This is a genomic window from Streptomyces huasconensis (assembly GCF_021028635.1).
In the GTDB taxonomy this organism is placed as follows: Bacteria; Actinomycetota; Actinomycetes; order Streptomycetales; family Streptomycetaceae; genus Streptomyces; species Streptomyces huasconensis.
In genome coordinates this window covers 778,716-797,439 of the sequence record NZ_CP086119.1, presented here as the reverse complement: position 1 = coordinate 797,439, position 18,724 = coordinate 778,716, and the positions used below count along the sequence as shown (strand labels likewise).

Below are 18,724 nucleotides of genomic sequence, written 5' to 3'. Positions count from 1 at the left end.
ATGCTGAAGACCGCATCACAGTCGCCCGGCAGCCTCAGCCCTCCTCGGCTGCTGACCTCATTGGCGGGGCTCCTCCGTGACTGGCTGCCCCGGCAGCGCTGGTTCGCGGGCAAGGGCCGTCCCGTCACCGACCTGGCCGTGCTGTCCGTGACCGAGCTGCACCCCGGCTGTCTGCACCTGCTGATCCGCTCGGGCCCCGCGGGACCGCCCGAGGACTGCTACCAACTGGTTCTCGGCGTCCGCGAACACCTGCCGCCCCGGCTCCACCACGCCGTCGTCGGCCGCCCCGACGCCGGGCCGCTCGCGGGCCTGACCGTGTACGACGCCCTCCTGGACCCCTGGTCGGCGGGGCTGCTCCTCGAACGCCTGCGCACACCCGGCGAGATGGGCCCCCTGCGCTTCGAACGGGACGCGCGGACCGTCGTGCCCGAAGGCCTGCCGCCCCGCCTGCTCGACGGAGAGCAGTCCAACACCTCACTGGTCTACGGCGACGCCTTCATCCTCAAACTGTTCCGCCGCGTCCAGTACGGCATCAACCCGGACCTGGAGGTGCCCTGGGCGCTGGCCCGCGTCGACTGCCCCCGCGTCCCCGCCCCCGTGGCCTGGTTCTGGACCACCGAGCCGCACAAGGCGACCCTCGGCGTCCTCCAGCCGTTCCTGCCCGAGGCGACGGACGGCTGGACCCTGGCACTCCAGTCCCTCAGCCGGGGCGAGAACTTCACCGACGAGTCCTACGAACTGGGGCGCGCCACCGCCGAGGTCCACCTCGCCCTCGCCCAGGCCTTCGGGTCGGGGCCGCCGGACCCCTATGACTGCGGCCGGCTCGCCGCCGCCATGACCGGGCGTCTGGAGACCGCGGCCCATCAGATGCCGGAACTCGTCCCGTACGTCTCGCGCCTGAAGGCCGCCTACGCCGCCGTCGCGGCCCGCGGCCAGGGCCGCCAGGCCCAGCGCATCCACGGTGACCTGCACCTCGGGCAGGTGCTCAGGGCCAAGGAGCGCTGGTTCATCATCGACTTCGAGGGCGAACCGGCCCGGCCCCTCGACGAGCGCCGCCGCGTCCAGGCACCCATACGCGACATCGCGGGAATGCTCCGCTCCTTCGACTACGCGGCCCACTCCCGCCCCCCGTGGCGCTCCGAGTGGGTGCGGCGGTGCCGGGAGGCCTACTGCGCCGGGTACGCCGCCGAGTCGACGTGGGACCCGCACGCGGAACCGGAGCTGCTGCGGGCCTACGAGACGGACCGAGCGGTGTACGAGGCGCTCTACGAGGCCCGGCACCGCCCCGACTGGCTGGCCGTCCCGATGGCGGCGATCGCCCGCCTCGCAGAGGAGAGCTGAACCGTGGACACCACCGCAACACCCGCTCCCACGCCCACGACCGGCACCGGCCGCGTCCCCGCGGCCCCGCTCGCCGCGGAGGACCGGCGGCGCCTGCTGTCGGGCACCCACCACGACCCGCACGCCCTGCTCGGCGCACACCCGGTGCCCGGCGGAATCGCCTTCCGCACCCTGCGCCCGTACGCCCGAGCGGTGACGCTCCTCACCGAGGAGCGGGAGGTGCCGCTGACCGGCATGGGCGAGGGCCTCTTCTCCGGTGTGCTGCCGCTCGACTCGATCCCCGCGTACCGGCTGCGTGTGACCTACGACGGGCCGGGCGCCGTACACGAGTACGAGGACCCCTACCGCTTCCTGCCCGCGCTCGGCGAACTGGACCTGCACCTGATCGGCGAGGGGCGGCACGAGGAACTGTGGAAGGCGCTGGGCGCGCACCCCATGATCCACCAGGGGGTGTCCGGCACCCGCTTCACCGTGTGGGCGCCCAACGCGCGAGGTGTGCGGGTCTGCGGGGACTTCTCCTGCTGGGACGGCTCCGCGTACCCGATGCGTTCGCTGGGCTCGACCGGCGTGTGGGAGCTGTTCGTCCCCGGGCTCGACGAGGGGACGCTGTACAAGTTCGACATCGCCCGCGCCGACGGCACGCACACGCTGCGCGCGGACCCGATGGCCCGTCGCGCCGAAGTCCCGCCGAACACCGCCTCGGTGGTCACGCGGTCGTCGTACGCGTGGGGCGACGACGCCTGGATGGCGCGGCGTGCCGAGCGCCCGGTGACCCGTGCCCCCTTCTCGGTGTACGAGGTGCATCTGGCGTCCTGGCGGCCCGGTCTGACGTATCGTCAACTGGCCGAGCAGCTCACGGAGTACGTCACCGAGGCGGGCTTCACCCACGTGGAGTTCATGCCGGTGGCCGAGCACCCCTTCAGCGGCTCCTGGGGCTACCAGGTCACCGGCTTCTACGCCCCGACGTCCCGCATGGGCACACCGGACGACTTCCGGTACCTGGTCGACACGCTGCACCAGGCGGGCATCGGCGTCATCCTGGACTGGGTGCCCGCCCATTTCCCGAAGGACGACTGGGCGCTGGCGGCGTTCGACGGGGAGCACCTGTACGAGCCGCAGGACCGCCGGCGCGCCGAACACCCCGACTGGGGCACCCTCATCTTCGACTACGGCCGCAAGGAAGTGCGCAACTTCCTCGTCGCCAACGCCAGTTACTGGTGCGAGGAGTTCCACGTCGACGGGCTGCGGGTGGACGCCGTGGCGTCGATGCTCTACCTCGACTACTCACGCGAGGAGGGCCAGTGGGCCGCCAACGAGTCCGGCGGCCGGGAGAACCTGGACGCGGTCGCCTTCCTCCAGGAGATGAACGCCAGCGTCTACCGCCGCAACCCCGGCGTCGTCACCATCGCCGAGGAGTCCACGGCCTGGAACGGCGTCACCCGCCCCACCCACCACACCGGCCCCGACGGCTTCGGCGGCCTCGGCTTCGGCCTGAAGTGGAACATGGGCTGGTCACACGATTCGCTGGAGTACATCAGCCGTGACCCGGTGTACCGGGAGTACCACCACAACGAGATGACGTTCTCGATGGTGTACGCCTACAGCGAGAACTACGTCCTGCCGCTCTCGCACGACGAAGTGGTGCACGGCAAGCAGTCGCTCGTCTCCAAGATGCCCGGCGACTGGTGGCAGCGGCGGGCCAACCACCGCGCGTACCTGGGCTTCATGTGGGCCCACCCCGGCAAGCAACTCCTCTTCATGGGGCAGGAGTTCGCACAGGGCGCCGAGTGGTCGCAGGAAGACGGCCTGGACTGGGGCCTCCTGGACCCCGCCTATCCCGCGCGGCCGGACCATCACGGCGTGCAGCTGCTGGTACGGGACCTCAACCACCACTACCGGGCCACGCCCGCCCTGTGGGAGCAGGACACGTCGCCGGCCGGGTTCTCGTGGATCGTGACGGACGCGGCCCAGGACAACGTCCTGGCGTTCCTGCGCCACGCGGAGGACGGCAGCCCGCTGCTGGCGGTCTGCAACTTCGCGCCGGTGGTCCGCCGGGAGTACGTACTGGGTGTCCCGGAGGAGCCTCACGCCTGGCACGAGGTTCTCAACACCGACGCCGCCCGCTACGGAGGCGGGGACATCCGCAACGCCGACCCGCTGAAGCCCGAGCCGGAGGGCGCCCACGGCCGTCCGGCCCGCCTGCGCGTCACCCTTCCGCCGCTCGCCACGGTGTGGCTGCGTCCGGAGTGACGGCAGGCGGCTGCCGTCGCACCTGAAAGGGCGTCAGCGAACGTTGACCTGGACGATGTTGGAGGTGGCGCCGCCGCCGATGACGCGGAGCTTGTTGACGCCCTTCATGCCCAGCATGACGCGCAGGTTGTACGTGTGGGTGTGGCTGGTGTTCATCTGGGCGGGCAGGCTGACCCACTTGTTGTGCTGGAGCTGCTGCAGGGTCACACGTGTGCCCGCGCGCAGGTGCCTGTCGGTGCCGTGGACGCGGAACTGCTGCCAGCTCCTGACCGAGTTCACCGTGGTCTTCGCGAGGAGCGCGGGCCGCGGTGCCGCCTGGGCGGCCGGACGCGGCGGGGTGTCGGAGGAGCTGGCGAGCGCGGACGCCGCGGCGAGGGGGGAGGTCACCAGCAGCAGGCCCGCGCCGAGAGTGAGGGCACGCGTCAGGGCAGGGTTCATGAGATCTCCAGGGGAGGGGGAGCCAGCGGAACGGGATCGGCCATAAGTTATGACAAGTCATCCCAATTCGTCCGGATCGACATGCGCGACCGGATCGACATGCGTCCCTCCCGGTGACCGCCGTGGCGGACCGCTCAGTCGCCGGACTCCCTGAAGTCGGAGACGACGTGCACCGCGGCCTCCTCGGCGGAGGCCGCCCCGCCGTCGACGCCCATGTCCTCGCCGAACATGTCCTGCGCGGCGACATCCTCCGGGTCCTCGGCCGCGCCCTCGTCCGGGGCGAACAGGCGCCCGGCTCGCACGACGCCCACCTCCGCCTCGTCGATCGGCTCACCGTCGGTGTCGACCGTGTCGCCGATGCCGTCGTCGTACTCGGCCGGTCCCGGGACCTGGAGCGCGGGGTCGGGCACTTCCTCGGAGAGCCGTTCGTCGAGGCTCTCGCCCTCGCGCCGCTCCTCGGCGGTGACCCCGGTGTGATCGACCCCGAGAGGGCGCTCGGGAGGCGACCACCCCTCGTCGTAGGGGTCCGACGCGCGGTCGCTCAGCGTGTCCTCGGCGTCGAGGATGCCCGCGTCCTCACGGATCCCGTCCCCATCGGGCTGGTAGACCTCGTCACCCATGACGCCGTCGTCGTCCATGGTCTTCGCACTCCTTCACGCGCGGCGGTGCCGTCGTCATGCCGTGTATCCACCCTGATCCAGAACACACGTTCCGGCACGCGGGCAGTGCCCCGCGCCCGCAGCGGCAGTCGGTCAGCGGGTGTCCGGCGGCAGCCATTCGAGCAGCAGCAGCGTCGCGTCGTCGCGCAGCTGGTTGTCCTGCCGGTCGAGGATGGAGTGGATGAGCTGGCGCAGCGCCTCGGGGGCCGATTCGCCCGCCGCCGTGGCGCGGATGATGCTGTCGGTGAACCGCTCCAGGCCGAACTCGGCGCCGCCGCCCGTACGCAGCTCCGTCACGCCGTCGGTGTACATCAGCACGCGGTCGCCCGGCTGGAGCGCCTCCTCGTGCACGTCCCATTTGGCGCCGGCCAGAGCGGCGGGTGTCCCCAGGGGCGGCTGCGGGGACCGCTCCAGGGCGTGGTCGAGGACGCGGTGGTCGCGGATCAGCAGGGGCGGCGGATGGCCGCAGTTGCACCACCGCAGGACACCGCCCGCCAGATCGAGCTGGGCGAGGATTCCGGTGCAGAACTGCTCCGGCAGCCACCGGGCCAGCGCCTCCTGGACGTTGTCGACGAGTTCCGGCAGCTCGACCTTGGCCCGGCGGGCGTTGCGGCAGCCGGCCATCGCGACGGCGGTCGTCAGGCCGGACAGGAGGTTGTGGCCCATGGCGTCGAGGATGCTCACGTGCAGGGTGGAGGCGGTCAGGGAATGGTCGAAGACATCGCCGCCGATGTCGTAGGCCGGTTCGAGGACGGCGGTCGAGATGACGGTGGAGTTGCCGATCGTGCGGGGCGGCAGGAACGCCCGGAGCATCTCGGCGGGCAGGCTCATGGTCTCGGACCGCGTCAGCCGGGCGAAGGTGTCACTGGAGGCGCGCTTCGAGGTGATCACCATGGCCAGGATGGAGGCGAGCGTGCGGCACCGCCGCAGCAGCGATCCGTCGAGGCCGGACGCCGTGGCTCCGAGGACGCCGAGGCGCTCGACGCCGTCGATCAGCGGGAGCCAGGTGGTGATCCGGCTGTGCGGCAGCTCCTCCAGGCGCAGCTCATGGGCCCGGTAGGCCGAACCGGCGACGGTCGTGTCCACGGCGAGGGCCGACGGCCCCTCGGCCAGCGGCACGAGATACCGCTGCTGGAGGTCGACCAGATAGACGTCGATCCGGTCGAGCCCGGAGACCTCGGCGAACTGCTGCACCAGGGCGGGCAGCTCCCCGGGGGTCGCCGCGTGCGCGGCGGCGAGCAGTTGTTCGAGTAGCTGCTCTCCGGGACCGGGCACCCTGGACTGGGTCGACATCTGTGATCACCACCTCACAGGCAGTCTCACACCGGGGCCGGAATCCCGCCCGCGTACCCGCCCGGGGGTCCTGAGGTCCGGCCAAGAAGTGGCCTTGGTCCCGGCCACGAGCGCAAAAGGTCCCGGTATACGGGCCTCCGTCCGCGGAATCACACGACTGACCGCAGGAACCGGCTGAGGAGAAGGCTGTGCCAAGGGACATCGGTGTGACCAGCAGCAGGCGGCGGGCCGAGGAGGAGGGGCCGGTGCCGCGCGAGGGACTCCGATCCGGGCAGGCCCCCGGACTCCGGACCGCGTGGACCGGCGGCGGGACGCCCCGCGAGAACAGGAAGCTGCGCCTCGTGCGGCCCGGCGGCCAGTGGCCCGCCGCGTCAGGTCCCGAGGCAGGCTCACCCGCCCCCGTACCGCCCGGCGGACAGGGACCGCGGCCGACCGCGCCCTCCGGACGGCCGTCCGCGCGGCCCGGCCCGGGCGCCCCGCCGGGCGGCGGCTCCCGGGAGGGGCTCGGCGCGCCGTGCGGACTGAGCCTGGCCGTGCGGGACCTCCGCGCCGCCGAGGAGTTCTACGGCCGGGTGCTCGGCTGGTGCCACGTGCCGCTGATCGGCACGCAGGGCCGGGCGCGTTCCCTGATGCTGAAGGCCGGGGCGCCGGTCGCGACCCTCGGCCAGAGCCACTGCGCGGGCCCCGACCTGGGCTGGACGCCGTACTTCGCCGTCGACGACGTGGACCGCGCGGTCGGCCGGCTCAGCGAGCGCGGCGCCACCGTGGCGGTCGGCCCGCTCACCACCGGCAGCGGCCGGGCCGCCATGGCGGCGGGGCCGGAGGGCGCGGTCTTCGGGCTGCGGCACCACGCCCCCGACGAGCAGTGGAGGGTGGGCGAGGGCCCGGTCGCCCGCCTGGAGCTGTACACCCGGGACATCTTCGCCGCGGCCCTCTTCTACGGCGGCGTACTGGGCTGGGCGGGCGAGCCCGGCGAGAGCTGCTCCGTGGAGTACGTGGACGACCGGATCGTGGTGCGGGACGGGCCACGCGCGGTCGCCGCGCTCGTGGACGGGGCGGCGCCCGGTGCCGGGGGACGGCACCGCTGGCACACGTCCTTCCGGGTGGCCGACGTCGACGCGACCGCCGCCGCGGCCGTGCGGTGGGGCGGTGGTCTCGTCTCGGCGCCGAGAGGGCTCGGGTCCCGGCGGGAGGCCGTACTGGCGGACCCCGAAGGGACCGTGTTCGCGGTCACCGCGAGCTGAGCCGTGCATGTCGAGACTGTGGGGACCAGGGATGTTTGTTCGGACCATCGATGAGTACCAGGGCGTCGGACAGGGCTTCGGGCCGGCCGAGGGAGCAGCGGACGCGCGGGTGCCGCTGCCGCGGATCGACGCCTCCGAGGTCGCGCCGAAGGACGCGCGGGAGCTGTCCAAGCTCTTCTTCGACCGGCTCGGGGCACTGGAGGAGGGCACGCCCGAGCACACGTACACGCGCGACACCCTCATCGAGATGAACCTCTCGCTGGTGCACTACGTGGCGGGCCGCTTCCGCCATCGCGGCAGCGGCCAGCTGGAGGACATCGTCCAGGTCGGGACCGTGGGCCTGATCAAGGCGATCGACCGCTTCGACATGAGCCGCGGCCACGAGTTCGTCTCGTTCGCGGTGCCCTGCATCCTCGGCGAGATCAAGCGCCACTTCCGGGACACCAGCTGGGCCGTGCACGTACCGCGCAGGCTCCAGGAACTCCGTACGCAACTCTCGCAGTCCCAGGAGAAGTTGAGTTCCGCGCTCGGCCGCGAGCCCACCGTCAAGGAACTCGCGGCCGACCTGAAGGTGACCGAGGAACAGGCGCTGGAGGCGATCGTCGCCGCCAACGGCTACGCGGCCGGGTCCCTGGACGCCCCGCACGGTTCGGCCGAGGAGGGCGAGACGTACCGCAGTGGCCGTTCGCTCGCGGACGTCATGGGCGCCCCCGACCCCGCCATCGAGGTCTTCGAGCACCTCCACGCCCTGGCACCGCTCCTGGCGGAACTCGGCGAGCGGGAGCGCCGCATCATCGAGCTGCGCTTCGGCCAGGAGATGACCCAGGCCGAGATCGGCGCCGCCCTCGGCATCTCGCAGATGCACGTGTCCCGGCTGCTCTCACGCACCTTGGCCGAGCTGCGCACGGGCCTGCTCACGCACGAATAGGGGCGGCCTCCGGCTCCGCGTCGGGCAGCAGGCGCACCAGGGGCGTCTCCACCAGGTGCTCGGCGAGGAACCAGGCCTGTGCCTCACCCCCGCGAATCACCTCCGACACGAGCAGGTCGTTGCTGCCGTCGTCGCCCAGCTCCGCCAGGCGGTGCGCCGCGTCGCGGGCGTTGACGAGGATCGTCTCGTGGGCCTCGAGGAGCCGCGACAGCATCGCGGGGACCTCCTCGACGCCGTCCGGCGGGCGGGGCACCGAGGTGATCTCCGCCGCGTGCCGAGGGTCGCCCACCGCGACCCCACCGAGGCTCTGCACCCGCTCGGCGAGCGCGTCGACGACGGCGAGCTGCGCCGACGCGTGCTGGTCGAGCAGCAAGTGCAGCTGGTGGAAGGTGGCGCCCCGCATCAGCCAGTGATGCTTCTTGTAGAGCGCGTAGAGCATCTGGGTGTCCGCGAGCAGATGGTTCAGCCGCTGGCAGGCGTACATCCGCGCCTCGTAGGACAGGCCGATCGGCAGCTGCCTGACCGTGCCGAACGGCTGGATCTCCGCTCCCTTCTGGTGAAGCCACGGCTGGCTGCCGCTCTTGTGCCGGTGCGCGCTGGTCATGTCCGCCTCCTGGGGGGCTGTGCTGTCTGTACCCGGGCGACGCTAGGCGCGCCGCGAGGAGCCGCCTTGACCGTCAGTGCACGCGAGAGTGCCCGTCAGCGCACTGCGCGCGCCCTTTCGCCGTTCGTTCACTCTCGGGCCAGTACCCGTGCGCCGACGCGCAGGGAGCCCTGGCGCGGCCGACCTAGCGTCGGCGGCCGGCCCACGCCGTGGGTCCGACCGACGAGAAGAGACGGCATGAGCACGAACGGGCGCGGCACGACACCGACGGCGCCACCGAGGCACTCCTCCAGGACCCCGGCCATGCGCGGCCGCGACCCCGAGGAGCGGCACCGCACGGCCACCTCCCTGGAACTCCTCTTCGACCTGTGCTTCGTCATCGCGGTCGCGCAGGCGTCCGAGAGCCTGCACGAGGCCCTGATGGCGGGGGAGTTCGCGGCGGGCGCCCTGCACTACGCGCTGATCTTCTTCACCATCTGGTGGGCGTGGATGAACTTCACCTGGTTCGGCTCGGCCTACGACCCGGGCGACGTCCCGTACCGGCTGACCGTGCTCGTGCAGATCACCGGCTCGCTCGTCCTCGCCGCCGGGGTGTCGCGCGCGTTCCACGACGGGGACCTGCGCGTCATCACCCTCGGCTACGTCGTGTCGCGCACCGCGCTGGCCGCCCTGTGGCTGCGCGCGGCGCGCTCGGACGAGGCCCGGCGGCGGACCGCCCTGCGCTTCGCCGGGGGCGTGACGGTGTGTCAGGCCGGGTGGATCGCGCTCCTCGGGCTTCCGGACGCGGCGCGGCTGCCGGGCATCGCCGTCCTGGTCGTCGCCGAGCTGGCCGTGCCGGTGTGGGCGCAGTCCGCGGGGATGACGCCGTGGCACCCGCGGCACATCGCCGAGCGCTACGAGCTGTTCACCCTCATCGTCATCGGGGAGTTGGTCGCCGCCGTCACGGTCGCGGTCCGCGGCGCCTTCGACCGGCACCACGGCGTGGGCCCGCTGTACGCCGTCGCGGCCGGCGGCCTGGTCACGGCGTTCGCCATGTGGTGGCTGTACTTCAGCAGGCCCGCGCACACCCTGCTCGCCACGACGCACCGGGCGCACCGCCGCCGGTTCGGCTGGGCGTACGGCCACTACCTGATCTTCGCCTCGGCCGCCGCCGAAGGGGCCGGCCTCGCCGCGTACGCCGATCACGTCACGCTCGGGCCCGCCGTCCCGGCGGCGGGCGTCGGCGCGGCGGTCACCGTGCCCGCGGCCGTCTTCCTGACGGCCGTCTGGGCCGTCCATCTGCGGCCCCATCAGCGGACGGCCGCCGAGCGGGTCCCGTACCCGCTGACGGCGTGCGCGATCCTGCTGGGCACCTGGTCGCCGGCGCCGGCCCTCGCCACGGGTGCGCTGCTGGTCGTGCTGATCGCCGTGGACTCGGCGGCGCGCCGCTGAGTGCCGTCGGCTTCGTCCGTCAGCTCCTGTGCAGGGCCGTGCGCAGGGTGGTGACGGCGAGGCCGATGGCGGCTTCGGCGGCGTGGGTCTCGCGCAGGGCGTCGAGCATGACGAAGTCGTGGATGACGCCCTGGAAGCGGACGGCGGTCACGGGCACGCCGGCCTGGCGGAGCTTGTTGGCGTAGGCCTCGCCCTCGTCGCGCAGGACGTCGGCCTCGCCGGTGATGACCAGGGCCGGGGGCAGTCCGGTCAGCTGCTCGGTGGTGGCGCGCAGCGGGGAGGCGGTGATCTGGGCGCGCTCGGCCTCGTCGGTCGTGTACTGGTCCCAGAACCACCGCATGCCGTCGCGGCGCAGGAAGTAGCCGGTGGCGAACTGGTGGTAGGAGCCGGTGTCGAAGCTCGCGTCGGTGACGGGGTAGAACAGCACCTGCTGGACCAGCGGGACGCCGCCGCGTTCCTTGGCCATCAGGGTCAGGGCGGCGCTCATGTTGCCGCCCACCGAGTCACCGGCGACGGCGAGGCGGGAGCCGTCGAGGTTCTTGGCGGTGCCTTCCTCGACGATCCAGCGGGCGACGGCGAAGTTCTGCTCGATGGCCACCGGGTAGCGGGCCTCGGGGGAGAGGGCGTACTCGGGGAAGACCACGGCTGCCTCGGCGCCGACGGCCAGTTCGCGCACCAGCCGGTCATGGGTGTGGGCGTTGCCGAACACCCAGCCCGCGCCGTGGATGTAGAGGATCACCGGCAGCGGGCCCCGGCTGCCCGCGGGCCGCACGACGCGGGCCCGGACGCTGCCGGTGGGGCCGCCTTCGACGGTGACCCACTCCTCGTCGACGTCCGGCTTCTCGATCTCCCCGGACTGCACCTCGTCCACGGCCTTGCGGCCCTCGGCGGGCGCCAGGTCGAACAGGTAGGGCGGGTTCGCGGTCGCCTCGGCGAAAGCGGCGGCGGCGGGCTCCAGAACCGGGCGAATGACTTCTACGACGTCGGACACGAGTTTCTCCTGATCTCGGGGCAAGGCATTTACAGGACATGTCTAAAACCTGCCCGGCGGCGGCAGTTGACCCCGAGTGCACCGGACGTGGTCCCTCAGCGCATGGAAAACGGGGCAGTGCACTGTCGGAACGCATGCGGTGCACTGGGCGGCCACTTGTGCGGCACGTGCCGCCATAACGTGAGGGCGAAGCGCAGGAGTTGTGAGCCGGAAAACAATTCGGGCCAAGTCGCAGGAGGTTGTCCCCACGTGTCCACGATCCCGGTCGGTGGGCTGGTGCCCAGCACCGCCGCCCAGCACGCCGCGGACGTCGTCGTCCGCAACGCGAAGATCCACACGGGCGATCCGCGGCGTCCCCAGGGCCAGGCGCTCGCCATCCGCGGCGGCGTCATCGCGGCCGTCGGCGACGACAGGGACATGGCCGTCCACGTCGGCCCCGCCACGAAGGTGGTCGACGCCCTCGGCCGCCGGGTGGTCCCCGGCCTCAACGACTCCCACCTGCACGTCATCCGCGGCGGCCTCAACTACGTACTTGAGCTGCGCTGGGACGGCGTGCCCACGCTCCGCCAGGGCCTGGCGATGCTGCGGGAGCAGGCGGCCCGCACCCCGAAGGGCCAGTGGGTGCGCGTGGTGGGCGGCTGGTCCGCCGAACAGTTCGCCGAACGCCGGCTGCCGACCGTCGCCGAACTGAACGCGGCGGCGCCGGACACCCCCGTGTTCGTGCTGCACCTGTACCAGTCGGCGGTGCTCAACAGGGCGGCGCTCAAGGCCGCCGGCTACACCAAGGACACCCCGGACCCCAAGGGCGGCCAGATCGTGCGGGGCCGCGACGGCGCGCCGACGGGCATGCTGCTGGCCGCACCCGGCGCGCTCATCCTCTACTCGACCCTGGCCAAGGCCCCGGTCCTCGACGGGGAGGACAAGAAGACCTCGACGCGGCATTTCCTGCGGGAGCTGAACAGGTTCGGCCTCACCTCGGCGATCGACGCGGCGGGCGGATTCCAGAACTTCCCCGACAACTACGGCACTGTCGCCGAACTCGCGGCCGACGGACAGCTTTCCCTGCGCATCGCCTATCACCTCTTCCCGCAGACCGCCGGACAAGAAGTCGACGATCTCGCCCGCTGGATCGGGATGACGAGCCCGCAGGACGGCGACGATTGGCTGCGTCTGAACGGCGCGGGCGAGAACCTCACCTGGGCGGCCGCCGATTTCGAGAATTTCGCCCAGCCGCGCACAGAACTCACCGCCGACTACGAGGTCGCGTTCGAAAGAGCCGTACGCCTCCTCATGGAGAACGGCTGGGGTTTCCGGCTGCACGCCACCTACGACGAAACCATCCGCCGCGACCTCACGGTGTTCGAGAAACTCGCCGCCGAAGGGCTCTTCCCGGCCGGGAACCGCTGGCTGTTCGACCACGCGGAGACCGTCTCGGCGGACAGCCTCGACCGCGTCGCCGCCCTCGGCGGAGCCATGTCCGTGCAGAACCGGCTCTCCTTCCAGGGCGAGGCGTTCGTACGCCGCTACGGCATCGGCGCCGCCGCCGACGCCCCGCCGGTCCGCGCCATGCTGGAGCGCGGCCTGACCGTCGGCGGCGGCACGGACGCCACCCGCGTCTCCACCTACAACCCCTGGGTCGCCCTGCACTGGCTGGTCACCGGCCGCACCGTGGGCGACCTGGTGCTGCGGCCGCCGCTCGGCCGCGTCGACCGGGAGACCGCGCTCGCGATGTTCACCTCGGCGGGCGCCGCGCTGACCGGCGAGGAGGACCGCAAGGGCACCCTGCGGCCCGGCCACCTCGGCGACCTCGCGATCCTGTCCGATGACTACTTCGCGGTGCCCGAACCGGAGATCGCCCACATCGAATCCCTGCTGACCGTCGTCGGCGGCCGGATCGTCTACGCCGCCGGGGAGTACGAGGGCCTCGACGAGGAACTGCCCCCGGTCAGCCCCGCCTGGAGCCCGGTCGCCCACTTCGGCGGCTACCAGGCCACGCCCCGCCCGGGCCTGTCCGGCGCCCGCCAGGCCGAGTTGCTCCATCAGGCCGTCGCCGAGTCCGAGCAGCACCGCCAGTGGCGGGCGCGCCGGGGCCTCACGTCCGAGGACGCGCGGCCGTTCTTCGACCCGTGCTTCTCGCTCTGAGCCCCTCCCCGTTCCGATCTTCCCGGGAGAGGTGAACCGCCCCTCCCGGGCACACCCCACGCGCGCCGTCCGCCCGGACGGCCGCTTCCGCCAGCGGACACCCGTCCGCGCGCCTCAACACCGTCGAAAGGCACTCCCATGACCGACTTCTCCCAGGTCACCGCTGCTCCCGGCCCCGACCTGCTGACCCCCGACAACTGCGCCGTGCTGTTCGTGGACCACCAGCCGCAGATGTTCTTCGGCACCGGCAGCGGCGACCGCACCGCGATCATCAACGCGGCCACCGGCCTGGCGAAGGCCGCCAAGGTCTTCGACGTACCGGTCGTGCTGAGCACCGTGGCCGCCGAGTCCTTCTCGGGCCCGATCATGCCGCAGCTCAAGGCGGTCTTCCCCGGCCAGCAGGTCATCGACCGCACCTCGATGAACGCCTGGGAGGACGTGCCCTTCGTCGAGGCGGTGAAGGCGACCGGCCGCAAGAAGCTCGTGATCGCCGGTCTGTGGACCGAGGTCTGCGTCGTCCTGCCCGCGCTCTCCGCCATCGCCCAGGGCTACGAGGTGTACGTCGTCACGGACGCGTCCGGCGGCGTCAGCCCGCAGGCCCACGAGCACGCCGTCCAGCGCATGGTCCAGGGCGGCGCGATCCCGGTCACCTGGGTGCAGGTGCTCCTGGAGCTCCAGCGCGACTGGGCGCGCACCGAGACGTACGTGCCCGTCACCGAGGTGGTGAAGGAGCACGGCGGTGCCTACGGCCTCGGCCTCGTGTACGCGCAGGCCGTCATGGGCGAGCACGCCGCCGGCTGACCGGCGCGGCACATCGGTGGTTGACGGAACGTCAGGAACAGGCAGGGGCAAGGCATGGACACGGGACTGCTCGTACTCCGGCTGGTGGTGGGACTCCTCATCGCCGGGCACGGGGTGCAGAAGGTCAGCTTCCGGCTCGGCGGCGACGGACTGGCGGGCGGGACGCGGGAGTTCCGGCACGACGGCTTCCGCGGCGGCCGGCTGACGGCGGTCGCCGCGGGCGGCAGCCAGATCGGTGCCGGCCTGTTCCTGGCGGCCGGGCTGCTCACCCCCGCGGCCGCCATGGCGGCGATGGGGGTGATGACGGTCGCCGGTTCCGTCAAGTGGCCCCAGGGGCTGTGGGTGCAGAACGACGGCTATGAGTACCCGCTCGTCCTCGTCGTGGTCTCCGCCGTCCTGTCGCTCACCGGACCGGGGCGCTGGTCCGCCGACCACGCCCTCGGCCTGACGCCCTGGCCCCTGTGGGTCTCGGTCGCCGCCGTCGTCATCGGCCCCGTCAGCGGGCTGCTCACCCGTGCGGTGCTGCACCGCGGGCCCGCCGCCGAGGACACCACCGGGGACGCCGCCGAAGGGAGGGGCCCGCATGCGCGAGCTGCTCGCTGACGCCGCCCGCACCCTCGTACCGCCGAAGGGCGACCGGCACGGGCCGCTGCCGCCGCTCCTGCTGACGCTGACGCTGGTGACCGGCGTGGTCGACGCCGTGAGCTACCTCGCCCTCGGGCACGTCTTCGTCGCCAACATGACCGGGAACGTGGTCTTCCTCGGCTTCGCCCTGGCGGGCGCCGCGGGGCTGTCCGCCCCCGCCTCCGTCGTGTCGATGGCCGCGTTCCTCACCGGCGCGCTGGCCGGGGGCCGGCTCGGCACCCGGTTCGCCGCGCACCGCGGTCGGCTGCTGGCCGTGGCCGCCGGGCTGCAGGCGGCGCTCGTCGCGGCGGCCGCCGTCACGGCCGCGGTGGCGCACGGGGCGACCGCGGCCCCGGCCCGCTACTCCTTGATCGTGCTGCTCGGCCTCGCGATGGGGCTCCAGAACGCCGTCGCCCGGCGGCTCGGCGTCCCCGACCTGACCACCACGGTGCTCACCCTGACCCTTACGGGTCTGGCGGCGGACTCCACCCCGGCGGGCGGGGCGGCTCCCCGGCCCGGCCGCCGCGTCCTCTCCGTCCTGGTGATGTTCCTCGGCGCGCTGACCGGAGCCCTGCTCCTCACCCACGCCGGCCTGGCCGCCACCCTCGGACTCGCGCTGCTGCTGCTCGTCCTCGCGGGTGCGCTGACGTGGCGTCTGTCGAGGCGTGCCGCGGACTGGACCAGGCCACTGGGCTGACCCGTCGGCGCACCGCCCGACGGGGGCGCGTCCGTCGTCGGGCGTCATCGGAGTCGTAGGAGGTCAACGCGTGTCGGTGAGGGAGGCCAGCCACGCGGTCAGCAGGCGGTTGACCTCCGCCGGGCGTTCCTGCTGGAGCCAGTGGCCGCAGCCCTCCAGGATGTGCGAGGAGAGCAGGCCGGGGAGCGTGGCGGGGAAGGCGTCGATCGCGTCGCCCATCCAGGTCGTGGAGGCATCGAGGCCACCCCCGATGAACAGGGACGGCTGCTTGATGGACGCGCCGTTGTACGGGGCGAGGTCCTCCCAGTCGCGGTCCATGTTCCGGTAGCGGTTGAGCGCCCCGGTCATGCCGGTGCGCTCGAACTCCCCGGCGTACACGTCGAGGTCGTCCTCGGTCAGCCAGGCGGGAAGCGGGCCCTTCGGGAAGCGGTCGCGCAGGCGTCCACCGCGCCCGCCGCCCCGGTTCACGAAGTGCGGGTCGGGCTCGCCCGGACCCGGCATGGTGTCACCGGACATGGCGGCGAAGAACCCCGCGAGCCAGCCCCGGACGTCGGGTTCCATCTCGGCCTCGGCGCGGCCCGGCTCCTGAAAGTAGGAGACGTAGAACTCCTGCTTCGGGCCGCCGATCCCGGTGAAGACGTCGGTGGGGCGGGGGCCGCCGGGCGGGGCGTAGGGAACGCTCAGCAGCCCGACCGCGCGGAACACCTCGGGGTGGAGCAGGGCTGACGTCGCCGCGATGTTCGCGCCCCAGTCGTGGCCGATGATCACCGCCGTGTCCTCGCCGAGGGCGCGCACCAGGGCGACGTTGTCCGCCACCAGGTCGAGCATGCGGTACGCGTGCGTTGCGGCGGGTCTGGAGGAGCGGCCGTAACCGCGCACGTCGAGGGCGACCGCCCGGTATCCCGCCGCCGCGAGGGCAGGCAGCTGGTGACGCCAGGAGTACCAGGACTCGGGGAAGCCGTGCACGAGCAGGACGAGCGGCCCGGTGCCCTGCTCGACCAGGTGCAGCCGCCCGGCGGGTGCCTCGACGGTGCGGTGGCGCGGGGCGGTCGACGGCGTGGGCTGGGGCATGGGTGTCTCCTCCGGTTCCGGGTGGCCTCGGGTGCACACCGATCATGCGCCGCGGCGGCCGACTGACGTGACGGTCTTTGCTGTTCCGGCAAAACGGCAGGGGAGGGCAGCGGCCTCCGACACCCGCGTCTTCGCCCACCTGTGGAGCATCGGCGTGGAGTGGCAGTTCTACCTGGCCTGGTCGCTGGTGGTGGCGGTGACGGCCCGGGTCCGGTACGGCGAACGGATCGTGGCCCTGCTCTGCGGCAACGCGCTGCGGCACGGCGCCGCGCCCGTCACCGTCCGGGCGACCGCCACGCGGGAAGCCGTCGTGATCCAGGTCGCCGACCGCGGCCCCGGCATTCCGGGACGACGTCCTGCCGCACGTCTTCGAGCGCTTCTCCAAGGCGGATGCCGCGCGGGCCCGCTCCGAGGGCAGCGGGCTCGGGCTCGCCATCGCCAGGGAGAACGTACGACTGCACCACGGCACCCTCACCGCCGCCAACCTCCCGGGCGGCGGCGCGGCGTTCACCGTGACTCTCCCGCTCGGGCCCGCACAGGAGGACCCCTCGTGAAACGCCCCTTCGTATGCGTGCCGGTCCTGCCGGCGGTCCTGTTGGCCTCCCTGGTGATGGGCTGCGGCGTCGGGGCCACCGGTCCGGTCCCGGCCGGCGCCCCGGCCTCCGGACTGCAGGCGGGCACCGTGTTCCACTACGCCCGCCTCTACTTCGTCGGCCGGTACGGCATCCAGGCCGTGCCCCGCGCAGTGGACACCGCCGCGACTCCGCAACGGGCCCTCGACCTCCTCCTCAAGGGCCCCGTCACGGCGGAACGGGCCCGTGGCCTGATCACGGAGGTGCCCCGGCTCCATGGCCGCGTCATCGCACGGGCCGCCGAGGGCGCCGTGGACCTGCGCCTCCCGGTGCCCGTGGCCCAGATGTCCGGCGGCGGCCTCGGCCTCAGCCAGATCGTCTGCACGGTGGCCAACGCCGACGTACCCGGCGACAAGCAGCCGCCCGACGTGGACGTACGGGTCTACGAGGCGGGTTACTCGACGGCCTGGACCGTGCGGTGCGACGCGGCGGGCAACGTCGTTCCTGTACCGAACCGTTGGCGGAGTCCAGGGCGTGGGCCCGCTCATCCGGGCCTGGCGTCTCCCTGCCGGGGCTGCGTGCGGTCCGGCGCGGAACCCGCCCCGCCCCGGAGCGTGCCGTACGCCGACGTCAGGACGGCTGTTCGTAGCAGCAGGCGATGGCGGCGGCGCGGCGGTGCAGGGAGGTGCGCAACCACTCCGGGGCCAGGGCCTCGGCGCTCGTGGCGAGATGCCACAGTGCCCATTCCGCGTGTCTGGCGTCCTGGAAGGACACCTCCAGGCGCAACCAGCCGTCCGCTTCGGTCTCTTCGGCGTGGACGGCGAGCGCGGTCCCCACCAGTTCCTCGCGCCGCTCCGGGTCCACCCGTACCCGCACGGAGACCTGGTCGCCGCCGGTCCGGAACCGTGTGCTCCGTTCCTGCCAGGCCCGGTCCAGGTCGACCCGGTCCGGTCGCTGTGCGGGTTCGGGGAGTTCCTCGGCGGCCAGAACTCTGGACAGCCGGTAGGTGCGGTCCGCCCCGGACCGCGTGGCCAGCAGGTAGCCCTGGCCGCGCACGGTCACCAGGCCGATGGGGTCCACCGTGCGCCACGTCGGCGCGCGGCCCACCGCCGCGTAGTGGATACGCAGCTTGTGCCCCGCGAAGACCGCGCGCCGGACCTCGGTCACGGTGGAGTCGGGCACCTCCTCGGCGGCCTCACGGCGCGCCAGAAGGTCTGTCTCCGGGTCGATGAGCAGCCGTCGCGCCGCGCCGGCCGCGGTGGCCCGAGAGCTTTCGGGCAGCGCGTCCACCACTTTGCGCATGGCCGACGCGAGCGCCGCGCCGAGGCCGAACACCTGGGCGCCGCGCCGTGATCCGGCGACCAGCAGGGCCAGTGCCTCGTCGTGGTTCAGACCGGTGAGCTCGGTCTGGAAACCGGGCAGCAGCGCGAAGCCGCCGTGCCGGCCGCGTTCGGCGTAGACGGGAACACCGGCGGTGGACAGGGCTTCGATGTCGCGCAGCACGGTCCGGGTGGAGACCTCCAGCTCGCGGGCGAGCGTGGTCGCGGAGAGTCGGCCGTGCTGTCGCAGCAGCAGCACCAGGGAGACCAGCCGGTCGGCGCGCATGCGGGAAACCTATCGGAATACGTGACCAAGGGT

16 protein-coding genes and 1 pseudogene are annotated in these 18,724 nt (G+C 72.7%); 10 read left to right on the top strand and 7 right to left on the bottom strand.

Annotated elements, in window-relative coordinates; genetic code table 11:
• Nucleotides 1-1,341, top strand: a complete 1,341-nt coding sequence (locus J2N69_RS03485) for a maltokinase N-terminal cap-like domain-containing protein (protein WP_230899401.1) — start codon at nucleotides 1-3, stop codon at nucleotides 1,339-1,341.
• Between the two features lie 3 nt (nucleotides 1,342-1,344).
• Nucleotides 1,345-3,591, top strand: coding sequence for a 1,4-alpha-glucan branching enzyme (glgB, locus tag J2N69_RS03480; protein ID WP_230899400.1), 2,247 nt, complete (start codon nucleotides 1,345-1,347; stop codon nucleotides 3,589-3,591).
• A gap of 33 nt (nucleotides 3,592-3,624) precedes the next feature.
• On the opposite strand, the gene J2N69_RS03475 is transcribed toward glgB, so the two are convergent.
• From J2N69_RS03475 to J2N69_RS03465, 3 genes are all read right to left on the bottom strand, one after another.
• A complete protein-coding gene (locus J2N69_RS03475) occupies nucleotides 3,625-4,029 on the bottom strand; it encodes a hypothetical protein (protein WP_230899399.1) in 405 nt (134 codons plus the stop codon).
• 134 nt (nucleotides 4,030-4,163) lie between these two features.
• Nucleotides 4,164-4,667 carry a DUF5709 domain-containing protein gene (locus J2N69_RS03470; protein WP_230899398.1) on the bottom strand — a complete coding sequence of 168 codons (504 nt, stop codon included), beginning with the start codon at nucleotides 4,665-4,667 and terminating at the stop codon, nucleotides 4,164-4,166.
• A gap of 114 nt (nucleotides 4,668-4,781) precedes the next feature.
• Nucleotides 4,782-5,981 (bottom strand): PP2C family protein-serine/threonine phosphatase, encoded by a 1,200-nt coding sequence (locus J2N69_RS03465; RefSeq protein WP_230899397.1) that lies wholly within the window; start codon nucleotides 5,979-5,981, stop codon nucleotides 4,782-4,784.
• Nucleotides 5,982-6,187: 206 nt separating this feature from the next.
• Between J2N69_RS03465 and J2N69_RS03460 the strand changes: the two genes are divergently transcribed.
• Nucleotides 6,188-7,225, top strand: coding sequence for a VOC family protein (locus J2N69_RS03460; RefSeq protein WP_230899396.1), 1,038 nt, complete (start codon nucleotides 6,188-6,190; stop codon nucleotides 7,223-7,225).
• Nucleotides 7,226-7,256: 31 nt separating this feature from the next.
• A complete protein-coding gene (locus J2N69_RS03455; protein WP_230899395.1) occupies nucleotides 7,257-8,153 on the top strand; it encodes a SigB/SigF/SigG family RNA polymerase sigma factor in 897 nt (298 codons plus the stop codon).
• Here J2N69_RS03455 and J2N69_RS03450 read toward each other — a convergent pair.
• Entirely contained in the window at nucleotides 8,140-8,757 is a 618-nt protein-coding gene (locus J2N69_RS03450; protein ID WP_230899394.1) for a Dps family protein, read from the bottom strand. The two genes, J2N69_RS03455 and J2N69_RS03450, sit on opposite strands and share 14 nt — an antisense overlap.
• A 237-nt stretch (nucleotides 8,758-8,994) precedes the next feature.
• Between J2N69_RS03450 and J2N69_RS03445 the strand changes: the two genes are divergently transcribed.
• Nucleotides 8,995-10,188 (top strand): low temperature requirement protein A, encoded by a 1,194-nt coding sequence (locus J2N69_RS03445; RefSeq protein ID WP_230899393.1) that lies wholly within the window; start codon nucleotides 8,995-8,997, stop codon nucleotides 10,186-10,188.
• A 19-nt stretch (nucleotides 10,189-10,207) separates the two neighbouring features.
• Here the strand turns inward: J2N69_RS03445 and J2N69_RS03440 are convergent, their stop codons facing one another.
• The gene (locus J2N69_RS03440) at nucleotides 10,208-11,179 is read right to left on the bottom strand and encodes an alpha/beta hydrolase (protein WP_230899392.1); all 972 of its coding nucleotides are present in this window, start codon (nucleotides 11,177-11,179) and stop codon (nucleotides 10,208-10,210) included.
• A gap of 249 nt (nucleotides 11,180-11,428) precedes the next feature.
• On the opposite strand from J2N69_RS03440, the gene J2N69_RS03435 reads away from it, so the two are divergent.
• From J2N69_RS03435 to J2N69_RS03420, 4 genes are all read left to right on the top strand, one after another.
• Complete coding sequence (locus tag J2N69_RS03435; protein WP_230899391.1) at nucleotides 11,429-13,321, top strand: amidohydrolase; 1,893 nt, start codon at nucleotides 11,429-11,431, stop codon at nucleotides 13,319-13,321.
• 138 nt (nucleotides 13,322-13,459) lie between these two features.
• Nucleotides 13,460-14,122: a hydrolase gene (locus J2N69_RS03430; RefSeq protein ID WP_230899390.1), complete on the top strand. Its 663-nt coding sequence runs from the start codon at nucleotides 13,460-13,462 to the stop codon at nucleotides 14,120-14,122.
• Between the two features lie 54 nt (nucleotides 14,123-14,176).
• Complete coding sequence (locus J2N69_RS03425) at nucleotides 14,177-14,725, top strand: DoxX family protein (RefSeq protein WP_230899389.1); 549 nt, start codon at nucleotides 14,177-14,179, stop codon at nucleotides 14,723-14,725.
• Nucleotides 14,706-15,443 (top strand): YoaK family protein, encoded by a 738-nt coding sequence (locus J2N69_RS03420; protein WP_230899388.1) that lies wholly within the window; start codon nucleotides 14,706-14,708, stop codon nucleotides 15,441-15,443. The genes J2N69_RS03425 and J2N69_RS03420 overlap by 20 nt, the downstream gene beginning before the upstream one ends.
• Before the next feature lie 63 nt (nucleotides 15,444-15,506).
• Here the strand turns inward: J2N69_RS03420 and J2N69_RS03415 are convergent, their stop codons facing one another.
• Nucleotides 15,507-16,514, bottom strand: coding sequence for an alpha/beta fold hydrolase (locus tag J2N69_RS03415; protein ID WP_230899387.1), 1,008 nt, complete (start codon nucleotides 16,512-16,514; stop codon nucleotides 15,507-15,509).
• Between the two features lie 226 nt (nucleotides 16,515-16,740).
• Between J2N69_RS03415 and J2N69_RS03410 the strand changes: the two are divergent.
• A pseudogene (locus J2N69_RS03410) lies at nucleotides 16,741-17,068 on the top strand (sensor histidine kinase); the annotation flags it as partial.
• A 648-nt stretch (nucleotides 17,069-17,716) separates the two neighbouring features.
• Here J2N69_RS03410 and J2N69_RS03405 read toward each other — a convergent pair.
• The gene (locus J2N69_RS03405; RefSeq protein WP_230899386.1) at nucleotides 17,717-18,691 is read right to left on the bottom strand and encodes a helix-turn-helix transcriptional regulator; all 975 of its coding nucleotides are present in this window, start codon (nucleotides 18,689-18,691) and stop codon (nucleotides 17,717-17,719) included.
• Between the last annotated feature and the right edge of the window lie 33 nt (nucleotides 18,692-18,724).